Here is a 17,964-nt window from a genome sequence, read left to right on the forward strand (position 1 = left end):
GGTGACCTGCAGCCAGGCTTCGCTGAGCGGTTCGTGTGCGGGGTCGGTCAGCAGGTCTTCGATGCGGCCGGTCAGCCGGGCCAGCGGCAGGTGGAGGTCGGCCGGGATGTCGTGGTGTGTGATCGTGGGGGCGCCGTCGGCCGGCAGGTCGGTGAGGGTGAGGGACTTGGTGTGGTTGGTCTCGGAGAAGGAGTAGGCCAGCGGGGAGCCGCTGTAGTGGATGCGGTCGTTGACGCGCTGCGGGCGGTGGAGATGGCCCAGGGCGGTGTAGTCGATGCCGTCGAAGAGGTCGGCGCCGGCGTGGGCGACGCCGCCGACGCTGATGTCGCGTTCGCTTTTGCTGCTGGTGGCGCCGGTGATGAAGGCGTGGGCTAGGACGACGGAGCGGGTGCCCGGGCGGGTGGCGAGGTCGGCTCGGATGCGGTCCAGTGCCGAGGTGAGCACGGCCTGGTGGGAGGCTGTCTCGGCGTCCAGCTGGGTGCGTACCAGGGCGGGCTCGAGGTAGGGCACTCCGTAGACGGCGACGGGGCCGTGTTCGTCGTCGAGGAGGACGGGGCGGGCGGCGTCGGCGGGGTTGGTGCGCAGGTGGACGCCGGCTTTGGCGTACAGGCCGGAGCCGGTGCCGAGGCGGTGGGCCGAGTCGTGGTTGCCGCTGATCATGACGGTGGGGATGCCGAGGTCGGCGAGCTGGTGCAGAGCCCGGTCGAACAGGCGTACCGCGTCCAGGCTCGGGATGGCACGGTCGTAGATGTCGCCCGCGATCAGGAGGGCGTCCACCTTGTGGGTGCGGGCGGTGGCGCAGATGTGGTCCAGGACCGTGCGCTGGCAGTCGATCAGATCTTCCCCGTGGAACCGGCGGCCAAGATGCCAGTCCGAGGTGTGCAGGAACCTCATGGGCACAGACCGTAACCAGTGCGGTGGGAGCTACGGATGGTTTTCCCGATAAACGGTCTTGTTTCAGGGGCTTGGGGACACGCGAGGGAAAGGTTTCTTCGTCTGCGCTGCCGGGTGGCGGAGCCGGACGCGGCTCGCGGGGTGATTGTCAGTGGCAGGAGGCAAGATAAGCAGTGGGGGAAGGAGGATGTGATGTCGTTATCGCGTTCTGCCAGGACCGAGCACACTGTGGCGCCCGGGGGCTGCCGGTGGTGCGGAATCGAAGCCCGCGCTCACGCGCGGCAATGGACTGCGGAGGCCGGATGGCACGCCTGGGCGGCGCCGACCAATGAGCAGCGCAAGGAGCGCATGCTGCAGCGGCGGGCGCAGCAGCAGGTCAGCAGGCGAGGGCCTGCACCTCGGTGAAGATGTCCCGTAGCTGCTGTGGGACCTCTTCGGGGGTGGTGAGCATGGACACCAGTGCGTAGAGCATGTCGGCCTTGCCGTTGGGGCTGCTCTCCTCGGCCTGCTGTTTGATCATGTAGAGGATGCGCTCGCTGAACTTGCCGCCCCGGTGCTCGGTGAAGTCGTCGGCGCTCCAGGGGCGGCCCTTGGGGCGGGGCCAGTGGGCGTTGGCGGCGGCCGCCCACTGGAGGTCGCTGAAGAGCTCCTCCAGCTCGTTGTAGCCGTCGCTCTCTCCGACGTAGGAGACCTGCTTGGTGAGGTCGAGGCCGGCTTTGATGAGTTTCTCGGTCTTGAAGTGCTTGTTGGCGCGGCTGTCGGCGTCGACCATCAGCATGACGGTGCGGTGGTGCTTGACGAGGTAGCCCGCGAGGTGGAGTGCTCCTTCGTTGTTGTCGCAGGCCCACAGGGCGATGCCGGCCGCCTGCAGGGGCAGCCCCTGCGAGAGGCGGAAGAGCAGGGGCACGCACTGCTGCTCGGTGGGGCCTTCGACTGCCAGGAAGCAGCGTTCGTGCAGCAGGACGGAGTTGCGCAGTCCCACCGCGGCGGCGATCTGTCCGAGGTGGAAGTCGATGCCGTCGTGGGTGTCGTCGTCGAGGCGCTCGACGAGGGTGCGGCCGCTGTCGCTGAGTTTGAGGTGGATGACGTCGGCGATGTCGACGCCGTCGATGAGGTTCATCGAGTGGGTGGCGACGATGACGCTGACGTGGGGCAGGGCGCACTGCTTGCGGATGATGTCCATGACGGTGCGCTGGTGGCGGTAGTCGAGGTGAGTGTCGGGCTCGTCGTAGACGACGATGGTCTGCGTGGGCTGCGGCTCGCCCTGCTCCCCCGCCGCGGCGAGTTCACTGCTTTCGAGGAGGCTGCTGGTCCACTCCCACACGGCGAGGGCGATGCGCCGGGTGCTGCCCTGGCCCGAGCGGGTCAGGTCCACGGGCTCGCCGTCGGCCTTTGAGACCTCCAGCGGCGCCCTTTTGAAGCCGCCCTTGAAGGAGACCTCGGGCTTGACCTCCACGCCGACGAACTCGTGGCAGTGCTGGCGGATGTGCCGGCACAGGGAGTCCGCTTCCTTCTCCAGCCGCTGCGTGATCTCCTTCTCGATCTCCCGGACCTGCCCCTGGAGGGTCTCGTCCTCCAGGTGGGTCTCGTAGCAGCTACTCAAAGCGGTGCGCACCGCGTCGTCCGGGCTCTCGTCCTTGCCGCCGAACGCCAGCAGCCGCGGCAGCCGGGTCTCGAGGTCTTTGGGCAGCGGCTGCCACTGGTCGGTCTGCGGGACGGTCGCGGCGTGTGCGGTGAGCGCGGCCAGCAGGTCGTCCTTCAGCGTGCCCGACGGGACGAGGCCGAACTCGGTGACGAGTTCGGTCAGGTCCTTCTTCATCAGCCGGCCCAGGCCCTGCAGGCGGCTGTCAGCGGGCTGTGATCCGAAGAACTCCCAGCACGCCGCCTCACCGGCCCGTGAGCGGCGCCGGATACGGAGCTCGGCCGGTAAGAGGGCTGCTGCTGTCTGCTCGGCGGTGTCCAGGCGGAAGACGCCCTCCACCCATGTCTCCGCGCAGCGCTGTCCCTTGACGCCCTCGTCCTGCTGGTAGGTGCGGTCCTCGTCCGTCAGACGGTGTTCGCCCAGGAGGAAGGCCAGCGCGGCCAGGACCGCGCTCTTGCCGCCGTCGTTGCGGCCGGCCAGGATCGTCGGGCTGCTGACCGGGATGTCCTGCACGTGGGTCAGCGAGCGGAACCCGCACGCGGAGAAGCGGATGAGGTGCACGGTCGAGCTGCTCCGTATCTCCCCCGCTCCGCCGGGCGACGGACAGGGGTGTGGCGTGCGGGCGTTACGCGTGCGGATGAGGCGCTTGAGGCCCCGGCGCAGGCAGTCATCCTAGAGGCACGTACAGCAACCGTGCCCCGTATTGCGCCAGTTAGCGTCTGGGCGAGGAGAGGCTGAGCCTCTCCTCCTGAGCGCGGAACGCCGCATCCCGCAGGAGCCGGGAGCTGCACCGGCACAGTCTCAGGGAACGTGTTTGACCAGCGTGAACCCAGAATGCTCGGTTCCACACCTCGGGCAGGCAGCAAGGGCGGCCGGGCCTCCTGCTGGGCAGGAGGCAGACATGGGCTTGCGCCGGGAACGCAAAAGAGCCCGGATCGTGTAGATCCGGGCCTCTTCGGCAGTAGCGGGGACAGGATTTGAACCTGCGACCTCTGGGTTATGAGCCCAGCGAGCTACCGAGCTGCTCCACCCCGCGTCGGTGATCCCCACCGTACGCCATCCCAGCAGGCGCCGAAGACCACCTTCCGGCGCAGGGCTCTACGCGGCGAAGCCGACGTTGGTGACGTACTCGTACTGGCCCCACTGCGAGCCGAGGTCGACGATCGTGTCCTGCCACGCGGCGTCGAGGCTCTGGTGGTCGCCGGCCGCCCAGGAGCCGACGATTCGGTCCCAGCGGCGCACGTTCATCGTCCGGTACTCCACCACGCGCTGCAGCGGCTGCGGCACCTGGGACTGGTTGAGCGGGTGGATCTCCACTCGCGTACCACGTCCGTCGCGGTTGAGGCGCCTGAGGAGATGGCGGGCGACGTTGTGACGGCGCACCGCCCGGTACACCTGGTCGATACGTTTCAGGTTGGCCTTGGAGGGGCGGCGTTCGCCCTCAAGCCAGGCCTTCAGCGTCCGGTGGGTCACTGTGAGTCCGGCGTCCTGCGCTGTTTTCAGGGTCTGGGTCGACTTCGTCAGATAGTGCAGGCGCGCCGTCCATCCACGCTTGGCGGTCACAGGAGTGGCGATGCCGCCCGCGAGTTCGTCGAGCTTGCGAGCGACGGCGTCGCTGCCCTTGATGCCCTGGGCGCCGAACCTCCCGAAGTCGATGTTCTTCTCCGGCACTACTCCCCCTCTCCTGTGTGCTCACCGGCGTCAGTTCCGGCGGTGTACGTGTCCTTGACCTTGACCTCGGTAACACTGCGACCTTCGGCGAAGACACGGTGCCAGTCACCGATGACGTGGAGTTCGTCGGTGCCCATCGCCCGGACGACGGCCAGGCCTTCGTCATGGGCCTTGAGCGCCTTGAGCCACAGATTGGCGAAGGCCTGGCTGCGGATGAGGTGCATCCAGTCCGGGCGGTAGAGCTCCCGGTTGTAGTTCGACTCCCCCATCGTGGAGACAAACTTCGAGTACATCGCCTTCACGTACTCCAGCGTCACCGTATCGCCCTGCTCGATCGCCGTGTCGCGGGCGTCCTTCAACGCGATGCGGAACTTTTCCAGCAGGTTCTCCGTGGCCCCGGAGGTGTACGACTCGTGGATCTGAGGAGGCGCGCACAGCTGGCGCTTCGGGCCGGACAGGCGCAGCAGGAGGCGCAGCGTCGGCTCGGTGACCCACAGGGGGCCGGGCTCGTCCCTCTGGCCGATCGGGTTGGGCAGCACCGCCTCGTGCTCCCACTCGGGCGGGGTGATCAGGTGGACTCCGGAGCGGCGGCGGTCGTGGGCCAGGCCGGTGGAGTGCTCGAGCTGGCCTAGGGGGAGGTGCGTCTTGAGGGCGGAGAGGTAGGCGCCGTTGACGTCGAGCGCGGTCACCTCATGCTGGCCGGGCGGGAGTTCGTGACGGGTCCACTTGGGGCGGGCCTCCCAGATCTGGTCGGCGCCGCGCGCGGTCTGCTTCTTGAGGATGTCGGGGATCCAGGGGTGCGCGATCACGTCGTAGCGGGCGCCCTTGCGGGTCTCGTCCAGCAGTCGCATCGCGTCCGGGATCGCCCGCTTCAACAGCGCCGCCGTGGCTGCGTCGACGTCGCCCCGGTGCTCGGCGAGCGCGCCCTGCACCGCATCGCGGATCAGGTCGACCGGGCCGGACGGCTCCTGGAACGCGTGGCGGGCCGGGCCCTTGGAACGCTCCGTCGCACGCGCCGGACGTGTCGTGCGCGGCGGCACTTTCGGGGTTTGCGCAGTGGGCTGTTCGGCTGGCGGGGCAGGCGCGGTGGCGGGGGCTCCGGTGGCGATGGGCTGGCAGTCGGCCGGGGCTAGGTGCTGAGCGAACCCCGCCACGCGTTGTCCGGCCGGACGGCCGCACAGCACGCACGGCTCGGGTACGACGAGCAGTTCTACGTCGTCCCCGTCCTCGTCCTGCGCGGGATCCGGCGAAGACGAGGGGGTGACGGTCGCGGCCGTGTCTGACGTAAGGGGCTGCTCCGCAGCCGGCGCCGCCTCGGCCTCGGTGGCGAGCTTGGTGTTCAGCCCGTCCAGCAGGTACGCGTATTTCGTGCGGATCTCGCCGGCCGGGTCCCGGCCGCTCTCCCATCCGCTGAGGGTTGACGGGCTCACGCCGAGCGCGCGTGCCACCTGCGCCTTGGACAACCGAGCCCACTCCCGCAGCTCGCGGCGCACCTGACAGGGCGGGAGTTCGGCCTCCGGGCCGACAGCATCGAGCAGCGAGTCGATCGCATCGAAGTCGCTCACCGGCTCGTCCCCTTCGCTTCGGTCCGGACAGAACGGCGCCTGTCGGCGGGCAGCACCTCGCACGCTCTGGTCGGACCCGCCAGCAAGTCCAGCGCGCCGATGCCGTAGTGCTCGGCCAGGAGGTCGACGTCGCGCAGGCTCCACGAGATGGCGCCCGACTGCCGGCGCGACACCTGCGTCTGCGTCAGCCCCAGCACCCCCGCAACCGACCGCTGCGAGCCACCCGTCACCTGCATCAACGCGGCCATTGTCAGCCGCAGCGACTCCTCCAAGCTCAATCCCATGCCGCCATCTTACCTGGATCTATGCAACTCTCGCATGTGAATCAGCCTTTTACTATCAGCGATGTAGGAAAGCTTTCATCGTCACGCAGGAGCTGAAGATCCTGGGCAAGCGGGTATCAGTGATCCGGGCCGCCCTGATCACGCGGGATCCGTCGGGCCGCGCGCCGGGCTTCCCGTTTCGCCTGGCGCGCCGCTTCCACCGCACGATCGGACAGGCACCGCGGGCACACGAGGTCCACGACACGGCGGCGCAGAGCCCGGCGCAGCCGGAGCCCGGGCGGTGGCGGCCACCCACGGCAGTGGCGGCGCACCGTACGCACTCCGGTGCCCAAGAGCGCCCCGACCACGGAGGTGTTGTCGGCGTAGTTGGCCAGGAGGAACGCCATCTGCGCCCGGTGGCCGGCCGGGAACCGGGCCGCGAACTCGGTCCGCTCTTCCGGCTGGAGGAGCGCGTCGTGGCGTTCGCAGCGCGGCGTCGTCTTGTTGTTCCGGGTGATGCCCGGGGAGCTGATGTTCATAGCTCAAGAAGCCTGCCGGGGGCCGTCTGTGGACAGCGGGCGACCATTGAGGGCTTCTCGGATGTGCCGTCACCGGTAGGGTCGGCGCCCGTCACACTCAATGCTGCACCGTCCCGGATCATTGCGATCTGTACCGCCGCTCCTCCGTGGGCTCCTTCCAGACGGAGGCACCGAACGCCCATACCCCGCCCCGTGTATCACTGCGGTGGCTGGGGACTGGCCGATGCTCCTTCCGGGTGCTCGTTGATCCAGGACAGGCCGCCGATGTCGAGGCGGTGCCGGGTGCGGGTGACGGCCACATAGGCCAGGCATGCCTCTTTGTCGTCGATCCGGCGGGCAGTCCCTTGCCCCGTGTCGCGCGGCGGGCCGTCGGAGGGCGGGGTGAAGTCGTCGGCGATCTTCACCTGTGCCCATTCCCGGCCTTTGGCCTTGTGCGCGGTGGAGACGGTTACCTCGGACTGGTCTTCGGGGGCGAGATGGGCGACTGTCTGTAAGCACTTCTTTGGGCTCCACTGCACGGACTGAAAGTGGCTCCAGGACGTAAGAAGTTGATCTGGCTCCACTCGGTGGTTTACAAGTGGACGGTCGAACCCACCATGTGGGCGGTGTCCGGCGCCGGCAACGGTGCTACGAGCGCATGCCGGAATGCTTTCTCGCCTTCGCCAGGGCTGCTGTCGCTCTCGTCTGCTTCCGCCAGCTCGCAGGAACGTTGTGCGGCCATAATCACGGCATGTCGCTTCAGGGAACCGATGCGTACCAGGACAACAACATCCCCGCCTTGGTCCAGCGGGCCGTGCAGGCAGCGCGCCATCACGGTTTCGCGTTCTCCTGCAGGCCCGAACAAGGACGTCTGCTACAGGTGTTGGCTGCAGGGGCTTCACGCCGCATAGGCGAGACCGGGACTGGATGCGGTGTCGGCCTGGCCTGGCTGGCCTCCGGCGCGGTCAACGGAGCCCGGCTCATCAGCGTCGAACGTGATCTGGAACGGGCCCGCATTGCGGCGGGTGTCTTCCAAGACTGCGATCACGTTGACGTCCTCCACGGCGACTGGCGACGCATTGCAGATCACGGCCCATACGACCTGCTCGTGCTCGACGGTGGAGGGCAGGCCAAAGGCGACGGCACCGCTGATCCCGCCCGCCTGCTCACCGCCGGCGGAACAGTAGTGATCGATGACTTCACCCCCGCCACCACATGGCCACCCCACTTCAATGGCGCACCCGACCGGTCCCGCCTGCACTGGCTGGAACACCCCGAACTCCGGGCCACGGAACTTCGCCTCGCGGCAGACCTCAGTGTGGTCGTCGGAACCCGTCTCCCCACCTGCTGACAGCACCGCAGCAGCCAAATACAACGCCCGGGGACTGTAAAACGTTCGGTGTAACTCCCGATCATGGAAGATGCATCGATGACCAGCAACAACGTGACTGAGCCCGAGGCCGTCGAGCCGTCTGAGGCGCCGGCGAAGTCTGTGGACAACCGACTGATTGACGAGCTGGTGGGCCGGGCTCAGGCCGAGGGCCTTCAGCTGACCGGCGAGGGCGGGCTGCTCCAGCAGCTGACCAAGCGGCTCCTGGAGTCCGCTCTCGAGGGTGAGATCACCGACCATCTCGGCTATGACAAACACGATCCGGCCGGGAAGAACGGCGGCAACTCACGGAACGGCACCCGGGCCAAGACCGTGTTGACCGATGTCGGCCCGGTGGAGATAGCCGTGCCCCGCGACCGGGAAGGCAGCTTCGAGCCGAAGATCGTCAAGAAGCGGCAGAAGCGTCTGTCCGGCGTGGACGAGATGGTCATCTCGCTCGCGGCGAAGGGCCTGACGACCGGTGAGGTCCAGGCCCACCTGGCCGAAGTCTATGGGGCCGAGGTGTCCCGGCAGACGATCTCAACGATCACCGACAAGGTTCTCGACGGGATGGCCGAATGGCAGAACCGGCCCCTCGACGCCGTCTATCCCGTGATCTTCATTGACGCCATCCACGTGAAGATCCGTGACGGGGCGGTTGCCAACAGGCCCATTTACGTGGCCCTGGCGGTCACTGTCGAGGGTCGGCGGGACATCCTCGGGCTGTGGGCGGGCGACGGCGGCGAGGGCGCCAAGCACTGGATGCACATCCTCACCGAGATCAAGAATCGCGGTGTGAACGACGTCCTCATGCTGGTCTGCGACGGGCTCAAGGGCCTGCCTGACGCGGTCGAGGCCGTCTGGCCCCGCACCACGGTCCAGACCTGCGTGGTGCACCTGCTGCGGAACTCATTCCGTTATGCCGCCCGCCAGGACTGGGACAAGATCGCCCGCGTCCTCAAGCCCGTCTACACCGCGGCGACCGAGGAGGCCGCACTCGAGCGGTTCGCCGAGTTCGCCGATGCCTGGGGCCGGAAGTATCCGGCGATCGTGCGGCTCTGGGAGAACGCGTGGGAGGAGTTCACCCCGTTCCTCCGCTTCGACACCGAGATCCGGCGCATCGTCTGCACCACCAACGCGATCGAGTCCGTCAACGCCAGGATCCGGCGGGCGGTCAAAGCCCGCGGACATTTCCCCACCGAGCAGGCCGCATTGAAGTGCGTCTACATGGCCATCACGTCCCTGGACCCCACCGGCAAGGGACAAGCCCGCTGGACCATGCGCTGGAAGACCGCACTCAACGCCTTCGACATCACCTTCGACGGCCGCCTCTCGGCAGCCCGTCAGTAACTCCAACAACCCCAGTTACACCGCTCGTTTGACAGACCCAACGCCCGCTAAAGGCTGGCGACGTCATCGAGTTCGCCGACAGGCAGGTCCGCGACGTGCCCTCTTTGGAGTGAATGCGCTGCTCCGTCCGCCCGGCGACGGCAGGGTGTGTGCGTCGATCACGGTCTTGTCGGAGGCCGTGAGTGTTGATCGCGGTCATGTCGGGAGGCCGGGTGAGTTTGTCGCGCGCTGAGCTGTTCGCCGCGATCCGGAGGGACAAGCGTCTCGATCCGGAGCTGTCACAGCGGACTCTCGCGGAGAAGTACGGGGTGCACCGGCGGACGGTGCGCCAGGCTCTGAACTCGGCGGTTCCGCCGCAGAGGAAGAAACCGGTGCCGCGGGCGTCTGTTTTGGACCCGGCGAAGGGCTGGGTCGACGCGATGCTGCGGGAGGACCTCACCGCGCCGCGCAAGCAGAAGCACACCGCCCGGCGGATCTGGCAGCGTCTCGCGCAGGAGTACGGCTTCGAGCAGGCGTCGTACTCCACGGTCTGCGACTACGTCGTGGTCCGGCGCAAGGAGATCGAAGCGGAAGCCCGGGAGGGGCACCGGCACATGGACGGGATGGTTCCGCAGGTGCATCTTCCCGGTGAGGAAGCGGAGGTCGACTTCGCGGATGTGTGGGTCCGGCTGGCGGGTGAGGTGGTCAAGTGCCACCTGTTCACGCTGCGGATGTCGTACTCGGGCAAGGCCGTCCACCGGGTCTATGCCTCGCAGGCACAGGAGTCCTTCATGGAGGGGCATGTCGAGGCGTTCAACGTCCTGGGCGGGGTGCCGGCCCGGCACATCCGTTACGACAACCTGAAGCCGGCGGTCAACCGGGTCTGCACCGGCCGCAGCCGGGTGGAGTCGGAGCGGTGGCTCACCTTCCGCGCGCACTACGGCTTCGACGCCTTCTACTGCATCCCGGGCCAGGAGGGCGCTCATGAGAAGGGCGGGGTCGAGCACGAGGGCGGACGGTTTCGGCGCACGCACCTGGTCCCGGTCCCGGACGTCGCCTCGCTGGAAGAGCTGAACGAGAAGATCACCGAGATCGACGCGGCCGAGGACGCCCGGATCCTGTCGGGCAGGCTGACCACGATCGGCTTCAACTTCATCACCGAGACCGATCAGTTGTTGCCCCTGCCGTTCGAGGAGTTCGAGTGCGGCATCACCCTGACTCCGAAGGCCGACCGCAGCAGCCGGATCACGGTCCGTCAGTGCCACTACTCGGTGCCCGCCCGTTTCATCGGGCAGAACGTGCGCGTGCTGCTGCGGGGCAATGAACTGCTGGTCTTCGAACGGCGGAAGATCGTGGCCCGTCACCCGCGCCTGACCCGGCGGGGCGAGTTCCGCGACGAACTCGATCACTACCTGGAGATCCTGCTGGCCAAGCCCGGCGCCATGGCCGGCTCGACCGCGCTGGCCACGGCCCGCCAGAACGGGTCGTTCACCGAAGCCCACGAGGCGTTCTGGGCCGCGGCCCGCACCGCGCACGGAGACGCGGCGGGGACCAGAGCGTTGATCGAGGTCCTGCTGCTGCACCGGCGCATGCCGGCCGACGCGGTCCAGCTGGGCATGGCGACCGCGATCCGGGCCGGCGCCACCACCGCGGACGTGGTGGCCATCGAGGCCCGCAAGGCCGCCGCGCAGGCGCCGGCCCCGCCCGAGGACCTGGACGACGCGGGCGACCCGCCTCCGTGGGCCGAGCCCAGCGGGGTCGTGTCACTGACCGCCCGCAGAGCCCAGCTGCCCGAGGACAAGCGCCCGCTGCCGACGGTGACGCACTACGACCAGCTCCTGACCCGCCAACCGAAAGGCACTGCATGAGCACGACCGCCGCACCCGCCCGCCAGCACGTTCCTGGACCCCGCCGGGATGCCGGACCGGAGGAGGCCGTGGACACGGTCATCGACGAGGCATGCCGCAGCCTGCATCTGCCCACCATCCGCGGCCGGGTCTCGGAGATGGCCGAGGAGGCGATGCGCCAGCGGTCCAGCTACAAGGACTTCCTGGCGGACCTGCTGGAAGCCGAGTGCGCCGAACGCGAGGAACGCCGCAAACAGCGGCTGGTCAGAGAAGCCAACTTCCCCCGGCCCAAGCGCCTGGAGGACTTCGACTTCACCGAGAACCCGAACGTCACGCCGGAACTGGTCGGCACCCTGGCGGACCCGGCCTGGGTCAAGGCCGGGCAGCCGCTCTGCCTGATCGGCGACTCCGGCACCGGCAAGTCCCACCTGCTCATCGGGATCGGCACCGCCATGGCCGAGGCCGGCCTCAAGGTCCGCTACACGACCACGGTCAACCTGGTCAACGAGCTCGCGGAAGCCGCCGACGAGAAGAAGCTGGCCCGCACCATCGCCCGCTACGGCCGCGTCGACCTGCTCTGTCTGGACGAGTTCGGCTATCTCGATCTGGACAAGGCCGGAGCGAAACTGCTGTTCCAGATCTTCACCGAGCGTGAAGAACGCAGGGCTATCGCCATCGCGTCGAACGCTCCGTTCTCCGAGTGGAAGCAGACCTTCACCGACCCCCGCCTCTGCACAGCGATCGTCGACCGCGTCACCTTCAACGCGCACATCGTGGAGACCGGCACCGACTCCTACCGCTTCGCACAGAGCCAGAAGAAGCAACGACGCCGCTGACAGCAACCGACAACTGCGGCCGGCCTCCCTCACGGGAGGCCGGCCGCAGCCTTGTTGGACCCGGCCGCCAAGTCCCAGTGCCGACCGGACCATCGCCCGTTCTCGTCCAGCCATCGCGGACACTGGGCGGTCCGCGACCTCAGCCGAGTCGGGTCGGCAGCCTCCACGCACCTGTCGGGGGCACGCTGACAGAGGTCTGACCGAGACCCCAAAAATACCGCGCCGACCCCCCGTCCCGGCCAGCGGAACCACCCGATCGAAGTGGGGCCAAATCACCTTGCTACAGCGGCGCGAACACCCTCCCCGCACGCCCCCACCAGCCTGCCCATGGAGCCAAAAGAACTCGGTGCAGTGGAGCCCAAAGAAGTGCTTACAGACAGACCCGGTGTCCGCCGGACAGCAGGTCCATGACCTGGGCCATGGCGCCGACGTTGGTACGGCACAGCACCGCGTCGGGCCGGGTGACGGGGCCGAGTTCGGTGGGCACGGTGTCGGCCCCGGTGAGACGGATGGGAGCGTCGGCCAGGTGCAGCCAGCGGTTGGCTTCTTCGGCGAGGCGGGGGCCGAAGCGGAAGGACCGGGACAGGGCGAGCTGGGTGCCGTCGAAGCCGGTCATGACGTCTTTGGCGCCGCGCCAGTGGTAGATGGCCTGGGCGGAGTCGCCGACCATGACCAGCTGGGCGTGGTCGCGTTGGGCGAGGAAGATCTGCTCGACGACGGGGTTGGTGTCCTGGGCTTCGTCGAGGAGCAGGAAGTCGGCGTCGATTTTCGGCTGGGTGAGGGCCCAGATTTTCAGGTAGTGGTCGTGATCGAAGCGGACGGCGCCGTCGTCGGGATGCTGCAGGTCCATCCAGGCTTTGCGGGCGAACGGGACGACGTGCGCGGCGAGTTGCGCGTGCAGGCTGGGCTCTTCCAGGCCGCGAAGGTGCGGGATGTGGTGGCTGGTGATCGTCGTGTCTGCGGTGTGGCAGAAACGGGCCACAGTGCGCAAAGTGACGTAGGAGAGGGTCTTTTGGGAGAGGTCGCGTTCGCCGATGCGGAGGGCTTTGGTGATGCCGAGGGCCTGCCCGGTCTGCCAGGCGGGACGGCGGGGGGCGCCCAGGCGGCGGGTGTAGCGGTGGCCGACGGCAGCGTAGGCCAGGGCGTGGGCTGTCTTGCACAGGACGCTCTTGGGGAAGCGCGCAGTGGCGTCCTGGGCGATGGCCCGGTTGTAGGCGAGGTAGCGGCCGCGGCGCTGGGTGGCGTGGGCGAGCTGGGCCAAGGTGGTGGTCTTGCCGGTGCCCGCACCGGCCTGCAGGGCCAAGTGTTCGCCGGTGCGGAAGGCGTCGGCCGCGGCGGCCTGTTCGTCGGTCGGTTTCAGCACGGCGCGGCTCCGGAAGTGCGGTTCAGGGCGTGCCCGACGGCCGCGATGAGATGGGCGGGCGTGGTGTGGGCGAGCAGTTGCTGCAGGGCCCGGTCGAGGCGGTCGGCCTCGTCGCTGGCGTGCTGGGCCAGGGCCCGGTGAAGGGCCAGTTCCACGAAGCGTTGGGGTGTCTGTGCTGCGCGGTCGGCCGCTGCCGCGAGGGCGGTGTGTGCGGCGGGCGGGAAGGCGACGTTGAGGAGGATCTTGCCGCTTCGGTCGGGGTAGTGCGTGGTGATGACGTCGATGGGCAGCCGTGTGCCGATCTGGCGGCGCAGTCGGGTGAGGGCCTTTCCCGGGGTTTTGGCGCGTACGACGGTCATGAGCCGGGTGGCGTCGGAGTTGGCGGCGAGCGGCATCGTGCGGCCGGCGTGATGGAGTTCGGCCGCGGTGAGGGATCGGGTCAGGGTGATTTCCAGGGCGTGGTGCGCCATCGTCATGCCTCGCCGCCGGGGCGGTGCGGGAGGCGGGTGCGGATGTGTGCTGCGTGCAGGAGGGGGTCGAAGACCTGCCATCCGGCCAGGGCAAGGTCGGCGGCGTTCGGAGCGGCGGCATGGGCGGGGCAGCGCTGGGTGCGCCAGCGCAGCTGCTCCCCGTACGGCAGGCGGCTGAGGTCGTAGAGGGCCATCAGCCCGGCGGGCAGGGTGAGTTGGCCGCGCTGCGGGCTGGCGGGCAGGAGTGCCCAGACCCCTTTGGGGGCGTCGGGGGCGAGGACGGGCAGCGGGCAGCGGCGGCGGTGCCGGGTCTGGGCCACACACTGGATGTCCTCGACCGGCCGGTCGGCGAGATAGCGGCCCAGCAGCAGCTGCGCGACGGGACGGGCGGGCCAGGCGCTGGCGGTCGCCGGCTCACGTTTGAGCGCGGGTGGTGTGGACAGGGCGAAGGCACCGGAGTCGATCAGGCGCCGGGAGCGGACGCCGAGTTGGCGGCGCATCTCCTCGACGTGGGTGGTCAGGCGGGCAGTCGGGGTGCGGCTCGGGCAGAGCACGGCGTGCGGGATGCGGCACCAGGCGCTGCCGTCGCCGTGCGGGTGGGCGATGCCGCAGCTCAGATGCCAGCGGCAGGAAGCGGGGACGTGAGCGACGGCGAGTTCGGCGGGGTGCAGGGCGATGGGGCGCCGATCGGTGCGCTGGTAGAAGTCAATGTGGTTGCCGCAGGTGCGGCAGCGGCCGCTCTGACCGGTGCGCAGCAGGCGGCTGGGGCTGGTGGCGGCCACCCGCAGCGGCCGTCGGGGCCGGGGGGCGGGCGGGCTGCCGTCCCAGTGGCAGGAGGCGGAGGCGGAGTTGGGGCACATGGCGGTGAAGCTTCCAGACGACGCGCCGCTGCACCGGGACAGCACCTCAGAGTGTCCTACGGATGGCGCAATCCGGGGGAACGCCCGCACGACTGAGCGAACGCGTGCTCGATGACGGGTCGCCTGTTCAGGTGATGTCGCGCCGGGGTGACGGAGGGGCCTGACGGGCGGTTCAGAGTTGCGGCGTGCCGGGTGGGGTGTGGTCTGCACAGAGGGAGCCGAGGAGCTCGTCGAGGGAGACGTCGAGGGCATGGGCGAGAGCATGCCAGGTGGTGACGCTGCCGGTGGTGTGGCCGTGTTCCAGGTCGATGAGGGTGCGCCGGGCCAGGCCGCTGCGGCGGGCGAGTTCGTCGAAGGTCCAGCCGCGCTCGCCCCTCAGCCTCGCCAGCGTCACGCGCAACGCGAGGAGGTCGGGATCGGGCGGCAAGATCGTCACTCCACCATCCGACGGTGCAGGACCCTGCCCTGTCAGTGCAGACCTCTGCACTATTTGCTAGGGAAGGGGTGACACTCGGCGGTGCTGGAGTAAGTGCTGCAGCGTGCCCTGTTCCCGCCCCGGACGACGCCTGGGGCACGCCCGTTCGACGGCACCGATCAGATCGGAGGAAAGCGAGCCCGATGAGGCTCTCCACGCACGAGACGGTGCAGCGCATCTGGACGGTGCGGCTGCACCCGCAGCCGGGCGGGCCACTGCTGAGCTGCCCTCAATGCACGCTGCACGGCTACCGACTACCGGCCGCCTCGGCCCGCTCCGTTGCCCTGACGCACCTGGCCCGTCACGCCCGACGGGACGTGCTGCCCAGGCATTTGCGGACCTGCCAGTGCCGGGCTCGAAGCTGCTCCTGGCACCCGCGCCACCGCGGCTGCGCCGGCCCCGTGCTCCTGGCGCTGACCTGCGACCGCAGCGGCCGCGTGTGGCGCCTCGCGGATGCATGCGCCGCCTGCGCGGCCGCCACCACCAACACCGCCGTCGTACCCGACACCCTGCTCGCCTCTACACGCGCGCGGCAGGCCGGTCCGGTAATCAGGCCCTCGCACGGACCGGGCGAGCGGCTGCGCGTGCGGGAAATGCTCACCTACCTCGGGGTGGCGCTGCCCTGCTACTCCTCCCCCGCCGCCCGGCTGCTGGCCCTGCAATGCGCCCTGCGCGCCGACGGCCGAGGCCGCGTCCGGCTCCCCAACGGTCTTCTGCGCAGCATGCGGCTGCACGGCCGTGCCGAACTCTGGAGCGAACTGGAGCATGCCGGGTGGCTCCGCTGTTCCCTCCCGCTGCGTCCTCACGTGGAAGCGCGTCTGCTCGATGCGGACATGCAGACCCAGACGTCCGGTCGCGGCGCCCGCGCGGCGCACTGGGCCTTGCGCCCTGTTCCGCTGGTCGCGCCGCGCGGGGTGTCTCCCGCGGTGCAGCTCACCGCTCTGGTCCTGGCAGCCCATACGTCCGACGGCGTCGGAAGTGCGGAACTCGACGTCCTTGCCCGGCTGGGCGGTCAGTCCCCGCAGCAGGTGGAGGATCTCCTCGACCAGTTGGTCCGCTGCCGTCTCCTGGCCGCCTGGCAGCACCTCAGGGAGCATGACGAGATCTCCTGGCGCCTCCCCGAACACAGCACACCGAGCAGCGCCCCACCAGGAAGGTGACCTCGCGGCGGGCCTGTTGTCCCGCTCCGCCCACACTGTCGGGACTGCCCTGCGTGGTAGCGCTCCCGGCGCCACTTTTCGGTGTTGGGAGGTGCGCCAGGAGGACGGGCCGGGGAAAGGACTGCCGGTTCAGGTCGGGTTGGGGAGGAGAAGGCCGTCGAGGTACAGCTGCAGGATGCGCGCGCTGAGCTGGTCGGTGGCCGACCAGCTGATGCCCGGCAGCGGGCGGCTGAGCTGGGTGACGGCCGTCATGAGCTCCTCCAGGGACACGTCCGTGCGTACCTGTCCCGTCTGCTGCGCACGGGTCAGCAGCAGCTGCGCGGCGTGCACCAGGCGGATCCTTCTGGCGCACCAGTTCCGGGCGCACACCGGCGAGTTCGGCGGACAGGCAGCACAGGGAGGCAAGCCGCTGGCGGGCCGCAGCCTGCACGAAACGGCCGAGCGCGGCGAACGGGTCGTCTTCCTCAGCCGCATCAGCGCCGGCCGTGGCAGCCCGCTCGAGTACGTCCGCCAGGAGGGCCTCTCGCCCGGAGAAGTGGCGGTAGAGGGTGGCGTTACCGACTCCTGCGCGGCGTGCGATCTCGTCCAGGGGTGCTTGCGGCCCCTGCTCCACGAACATCTCCTGGGCTGCGTCCAGGATCCTGGTCCGGTTGCGCACCGCGTCGGTCCGCAGCCCTCTGCATCGTCGGCCTTCGGTGTCCGCGTCCGACCCGCAGGCCCGCACGCTCGCCCCTCTCTCGGCACTCCGCGCTTTCTACGGTGCAGTATCTCCGCTGCGGGCCAAGTACCCTCTGGGCGGCCGAGGTTGCAAAGATCCGGGCGGTCCGCTTCGCAGACGCGACAGGCTGGTCCCGACTGCTGCCGCACACGTGGCACCAGTCCACCAGCTCATGGCTCGCGTGCTCATGAAGGTGCGAATCCGGTCGGACAATGGCTGTAACTGATCATGTATGTGCACGCTCGGACAGGGAGCGGTCATGATTCGTTCTTGCGGCCGAGCATGGCGGTGCGGGCGCTAGCGTCCCCCAGAGTTCGTACTTCTGCGGGAGGCTGGACGTCATAGTGGAAGCGGTCTCGGATCTTCTCACTCTCAGAACGGGCTACACGGCCAAGATCGATGCCGACCTGGAGCTCGTCGAGAAGGATCGCGAGCGCGTCCGTGCGGAGATCACCGCGCTGCAGGATCAACTGCACACCCTGGAGGGCAATCACGCGCTGCTGCTGAGCCTGCGGGAGGCCCTTTCGGATCACTCCGCCACCGCCTGCCCGGAGGCGGGCGCAGACGGTGCTGCCACGACCGCCGGCAGTCCTGCCGCTCCGCCCGTGTCCGACGGCGTGCCGCACACGGACGGCAGTGCCGCTGCTGGTTCTGGCCAGGCGGCCGTGGCAGCAGAAGAATCACCGGAGCCCGCGAAGAAGGCGCCGACGCTGCGGGATCTGGTGACCGGTGAGCTGAAACGACGTGGCGAGCCCTGCTCGTCGAACGATGTCGCCACCTCACTGGCCCGGGCGCACCCCCGCAGGAGGATCAAGGAGCCCGCGATGCGTCACGCGCTGGAGGCGCTGGTCGCGCAGGGGCGGGTACGGCGGGCCAAGCGCGGCTCGCGCGTCTTCTACCTCTCGGTCGGCACACCTTCCGCGGCCGGACCGGCTGGAAACGACGGCACGGGTACGGGCTAAAGTCCGGCCGCCCGGCGAAGCG

General features: G+C 69.1%; 17 protein-coding genes, 1 tRNA gene and 2 pseudogenes. 6 read left to right on the plus strand and 14 right to left on the minus strand.

The features are described 5' to 3' along the window. From OG241_RS00005 to OG241_RS00040, 8 genes are all read right to left on the minus strand, one after another. The coding region (locus tag OG241_RS00005; protein ID WP_405812594.1) for an exonuclease SbcCD subunit D at nt 1-894 on the minus strand (894 nt) is incomplete at its 3' end. Between the two features lie 376 nt (nt 895-1,270). After that, nucleotides 1,271-3,097, minus strand: a complete 1,827-nt coding sequence (locus OG241_RS00010; protein ID WP_405812595.1) for an ATP-dependent nuclease — start codon at nt 3,095-3,097, stop codon at nt 1,271-1,273. Nucleotides 3,098-3,498: 401 nt separating this feature from the next. After that, nucleotides 3,499-3,572 (minus strand) — tRNA-Met (locus tag OG241_RS00015). 62 nt (nt 3,573-3,634) lie between these two features. Continuing rightward, nucleotides 3,635-4,207, minus strand: a complete 573-nt coding sequence (locus OG241_RS00020) for a transcriptional regulator (RefSeq protein ID WP_405812597.1) — start codon at nt 4,205-4,207, stop codon at nt 3,635-3,637. Beyond that, a complete protein-coding gene (locus OG241_RS00025) occupies nt 4,207-5,772 on the minus strand; it encodes a helix-turn-helix domain-containing protein (RefSeq protein WP_405812599.1) in 1,566 nt (521 codons plus the stop codon). Before OG241_RS00025 ends, OG241_RS00020 begins: the two co-directional genes overlap by 1 nt. After that, a complete protein-coding gene (locus OG241_RS00030) occupies nt 5,769-6,056 on the minus strand; it encodes a helix-turn-helix domain-containing protein (protein ID WP_405812601.1) in 288 nt (95 codons plus the stop codon). The genes OG241_RS00025 and OG241_RS00030 overlap by 4 nt, the downstream gene beginning before the upstream one ends. Before the next feature lie 116 nt (nt 6,057-6,172). Then, entirely contained in the window at nt 6,173-6,574 is a 402-nt protein-coding gene (locus OG241_RS00035) for a hypothetical protein (RefSeq protein WP_405812603.1), read from the minus strand. A 197-nt stretch (nt 6,575-6,771) separates the two neighbouring features. Then, complete coding sequence (locus OG241_RS00040; RefSeq protein WP_405812605.1) at nt 6,772-7,092, minus strand: 3'-5' exonuclease; 321 nt, start codon at nt 7,090-7,092, stop codon at nt 6,772-6,774. A 212-nt stretch (nt 7,093-7,304) separates the two neighbouring features. On the opposite strand from OG241_RS00040, the gene OG241_RS00045 reads away from it, so the two are divergent. From OG241_RS00045 to istB, 4 genes are all read left to right on the plus strand, one after another. After that, nucleotides 7,305-7,904: an O-methyltransferase gene (locus OG241_RS00045; RefSeq protein ID WP_405825966.1), complete on the plus strand. Its 600-nt coding sequence runs from the start codon at nt 7,305-7,307 to the stop codon at nt 7,902-7,904. Nucleotides 7,905-7,982: 78 nt separating this feature from the next. After that, nucleotides 7,983-9,272 (plus strand): IS256 family transposase, encoded by a 1,290-nt coding sequence (locus OG241_RS00050; RefSeq protein WP_405812607.1) that lies wholly within the window; start codon nt 7,983-7,985, stop codon nt 9,270-9,272. Nucleotides 9,273-9,490: 218 nt separating this feature from the next. Continuing rightward, a complete protein-coding gene (gene istA, locus OG241_RS00055; RefSeq protein ID WP_405825968.1) occupies nt 9,491-11,119 on the plus strand; it encodes an IS21 family transposase in 1,629 nt (542 codons plus the stop codon). Next, on the plus strand, nt 11,116-11,934 hold the full coding sequence (gene istB, locus OG241_RS00060; protein ID WP_405812609.1) for an IS21-like element helper ATPase IstB: 819 nt from the start codon (nt 11,116-11,118) through the stop codon (nt 11,932-11,934). The genes istA and istB overlap by 4 nt, the downstream gene beginning before the upstream one ends. Nucleotides 11,935-12,307: 373 nt before the next feature. Here the strand turns inward: istB and OG241_RS00065 are convergent. From OG241_RS00065 to OG241_RS00080, 4 genes and pseudogenes are all read right to left on the minus strand, one after another. Beyond that, a pseudogene (locus OG241_RS00065) lies at nt 12,308-13,294 on the minus strand (UvrD-helicase domain-containing protein); the annotation flags it as partial. Then, complete coding sequence (locus OG241_RS00070) at nt 13,291-13,773, minus strand: hypothetical protein (protein WP_405812611.1); 483 nt, start codon at nt 13,771-13,773, stop codon at nt 13,291-13,293. The pseudogene OG241_RS00065 and the gene OG241_RS00070, both read right to left, overlap by 4 nt. After that, nucleotides 13,770-14,627: a DUF6083 domain-containing protein gene (locus OG241_RS00075; protein ID WP_405812613.1), complete on the minus strand. Its 858-nt coding sequence runs from the start codon at nt 14,625-14,627 to the stop codon at nt 13,770-13,772. Before OG241_RS00075 ends, OG241_RS00070 begins: the two co-directional genes overlap by 4 nt. Before the next feature lie 172 nt (nt 14,628-14,799). Further along, entirely contained in the window at nt 14,800-15,063 is a 264-nt protein-coding gene (locus OG241_RS00080) for a helix-turn-helix transcriptional regulator (RefSeq protein WP_334661510.1), read from the minus strand. Between the two features lie 182 nt (nt 15,064-15,245). Here OG241_RS00080 and OG241_RS00085 point away from each other — a divergent pair, with 182 nt between their 5' ends. Further along, nucleotides 15,246-16,262: a hypothetical protein gene (locus OG241_RS00085; protein WP_405812616.1), complete on the plus strand. Its 1,017-nt coding sequence runs from the start codon at nt 15,246-15,248 to the stop codon at nt 16,260-16,262. Nucleotides 16,263-16,391: 129 nt separating this feature from the next. On the opposite strand, the gene OG241_RS00090 is transcribed toward OG241_RS00085, so the two are convergent. After that, nucleotides 16,392-16,592, minus strand: a complete 201-nt coding sequence (locus OG241_RS00090; protein WP_405812618.1) for a hypothetical protein — start codon at nt 16,590-16,592, stop codon at nt 16,392-16,394. Between the two features lie 235 nt (nt 16,593-16,827). Continuing rightward, a pseudogene (locus OG241_RS00095) lies at nt 16,828-16,881 on the minus strand (hypothetical protein); the annotation flags it as partial. A 443-nt stretch (nt 16,882-17,324) separates the two neighbouring features. On the opposite strand from OG241_RS00095, the gene OG241_RS00100 reads away from it, so the two are divergent. Next, complete coding sequence (locus tag OG241_RS00100) at nt 17,325-17,942, plus strand: hypothetical protein (protein ID WP_405812619.1); 618 nt, start codon at nt 17,325-17,327, stop codon at nt 17,940-17,942. Nucleotides 17,943-17,964 lie beyond the last annotated feature (22 nt).

Source organism: Streptomyces sp. NBC_01390, from assembly GCF_045040105.1.
In the GTDB taxonomy this organism is placed as follows: Bacteria; Actinomycetota; Actinomycetes; order Streptomycetales; family Streptomycetaceae; genus Streptomyces.

Coding starts and splice junctions, on each gene's coding strand:
- OG241_RS00050 (WP_405812607.1), top strand. CDS start 7,983: ATGACCAGCAACAACGTGACTGAGCCCGAGGCCGTCGAGCCGTCTGAG.
- OG241_RS00085 (WP_405812616.1), top strand. CDS start 15,246: ATGAGGCTCTCCACGCACGAGACGGTGCAGCGCATCTGGACGGTGCGG.
- OG241_RS00075 (WP_405812613.1), bottom strand. CDS start 14,627: ATGTGCCCCAACTCCGCCTCCGCCTCCTGCCACTGGGACGGCAGCCCG.
- OG241_RS00045 (WP_405825966.1), top strand. CDS start 7,305: ATGTCGCTTCAGGGAACCGATGCGTACCAGGACAACAACATCCCCGCC.
- OG241_RS00070 (WP_405812611.1), bottom strand. CDS start 13,773: ATGACGATGGCGCACCACGCCCTGGAAATCACCCTGACCCGATCCCTC.
- istB (WP_405812609.1), top strand. CDS start 11,116: ATGAGCACGACCGCCGCACCCGCCCGCCAGCACGTTCCTGGACCCCGC.
- OG241_RS00030 (WP_405812601.1), bottom strand. CDS start 6,056: ATGGGATTGAGCTTGGAGGAGTCGCTGCGGCTGACAATGGCCGCGTTG.
- OG241_RS00035 (WP_405812603.1), bottom strand. CDS start 6,574: ATGAACATCAGCTCCCCGGGCATCACCCGGAACAACAAGACGACGCCG.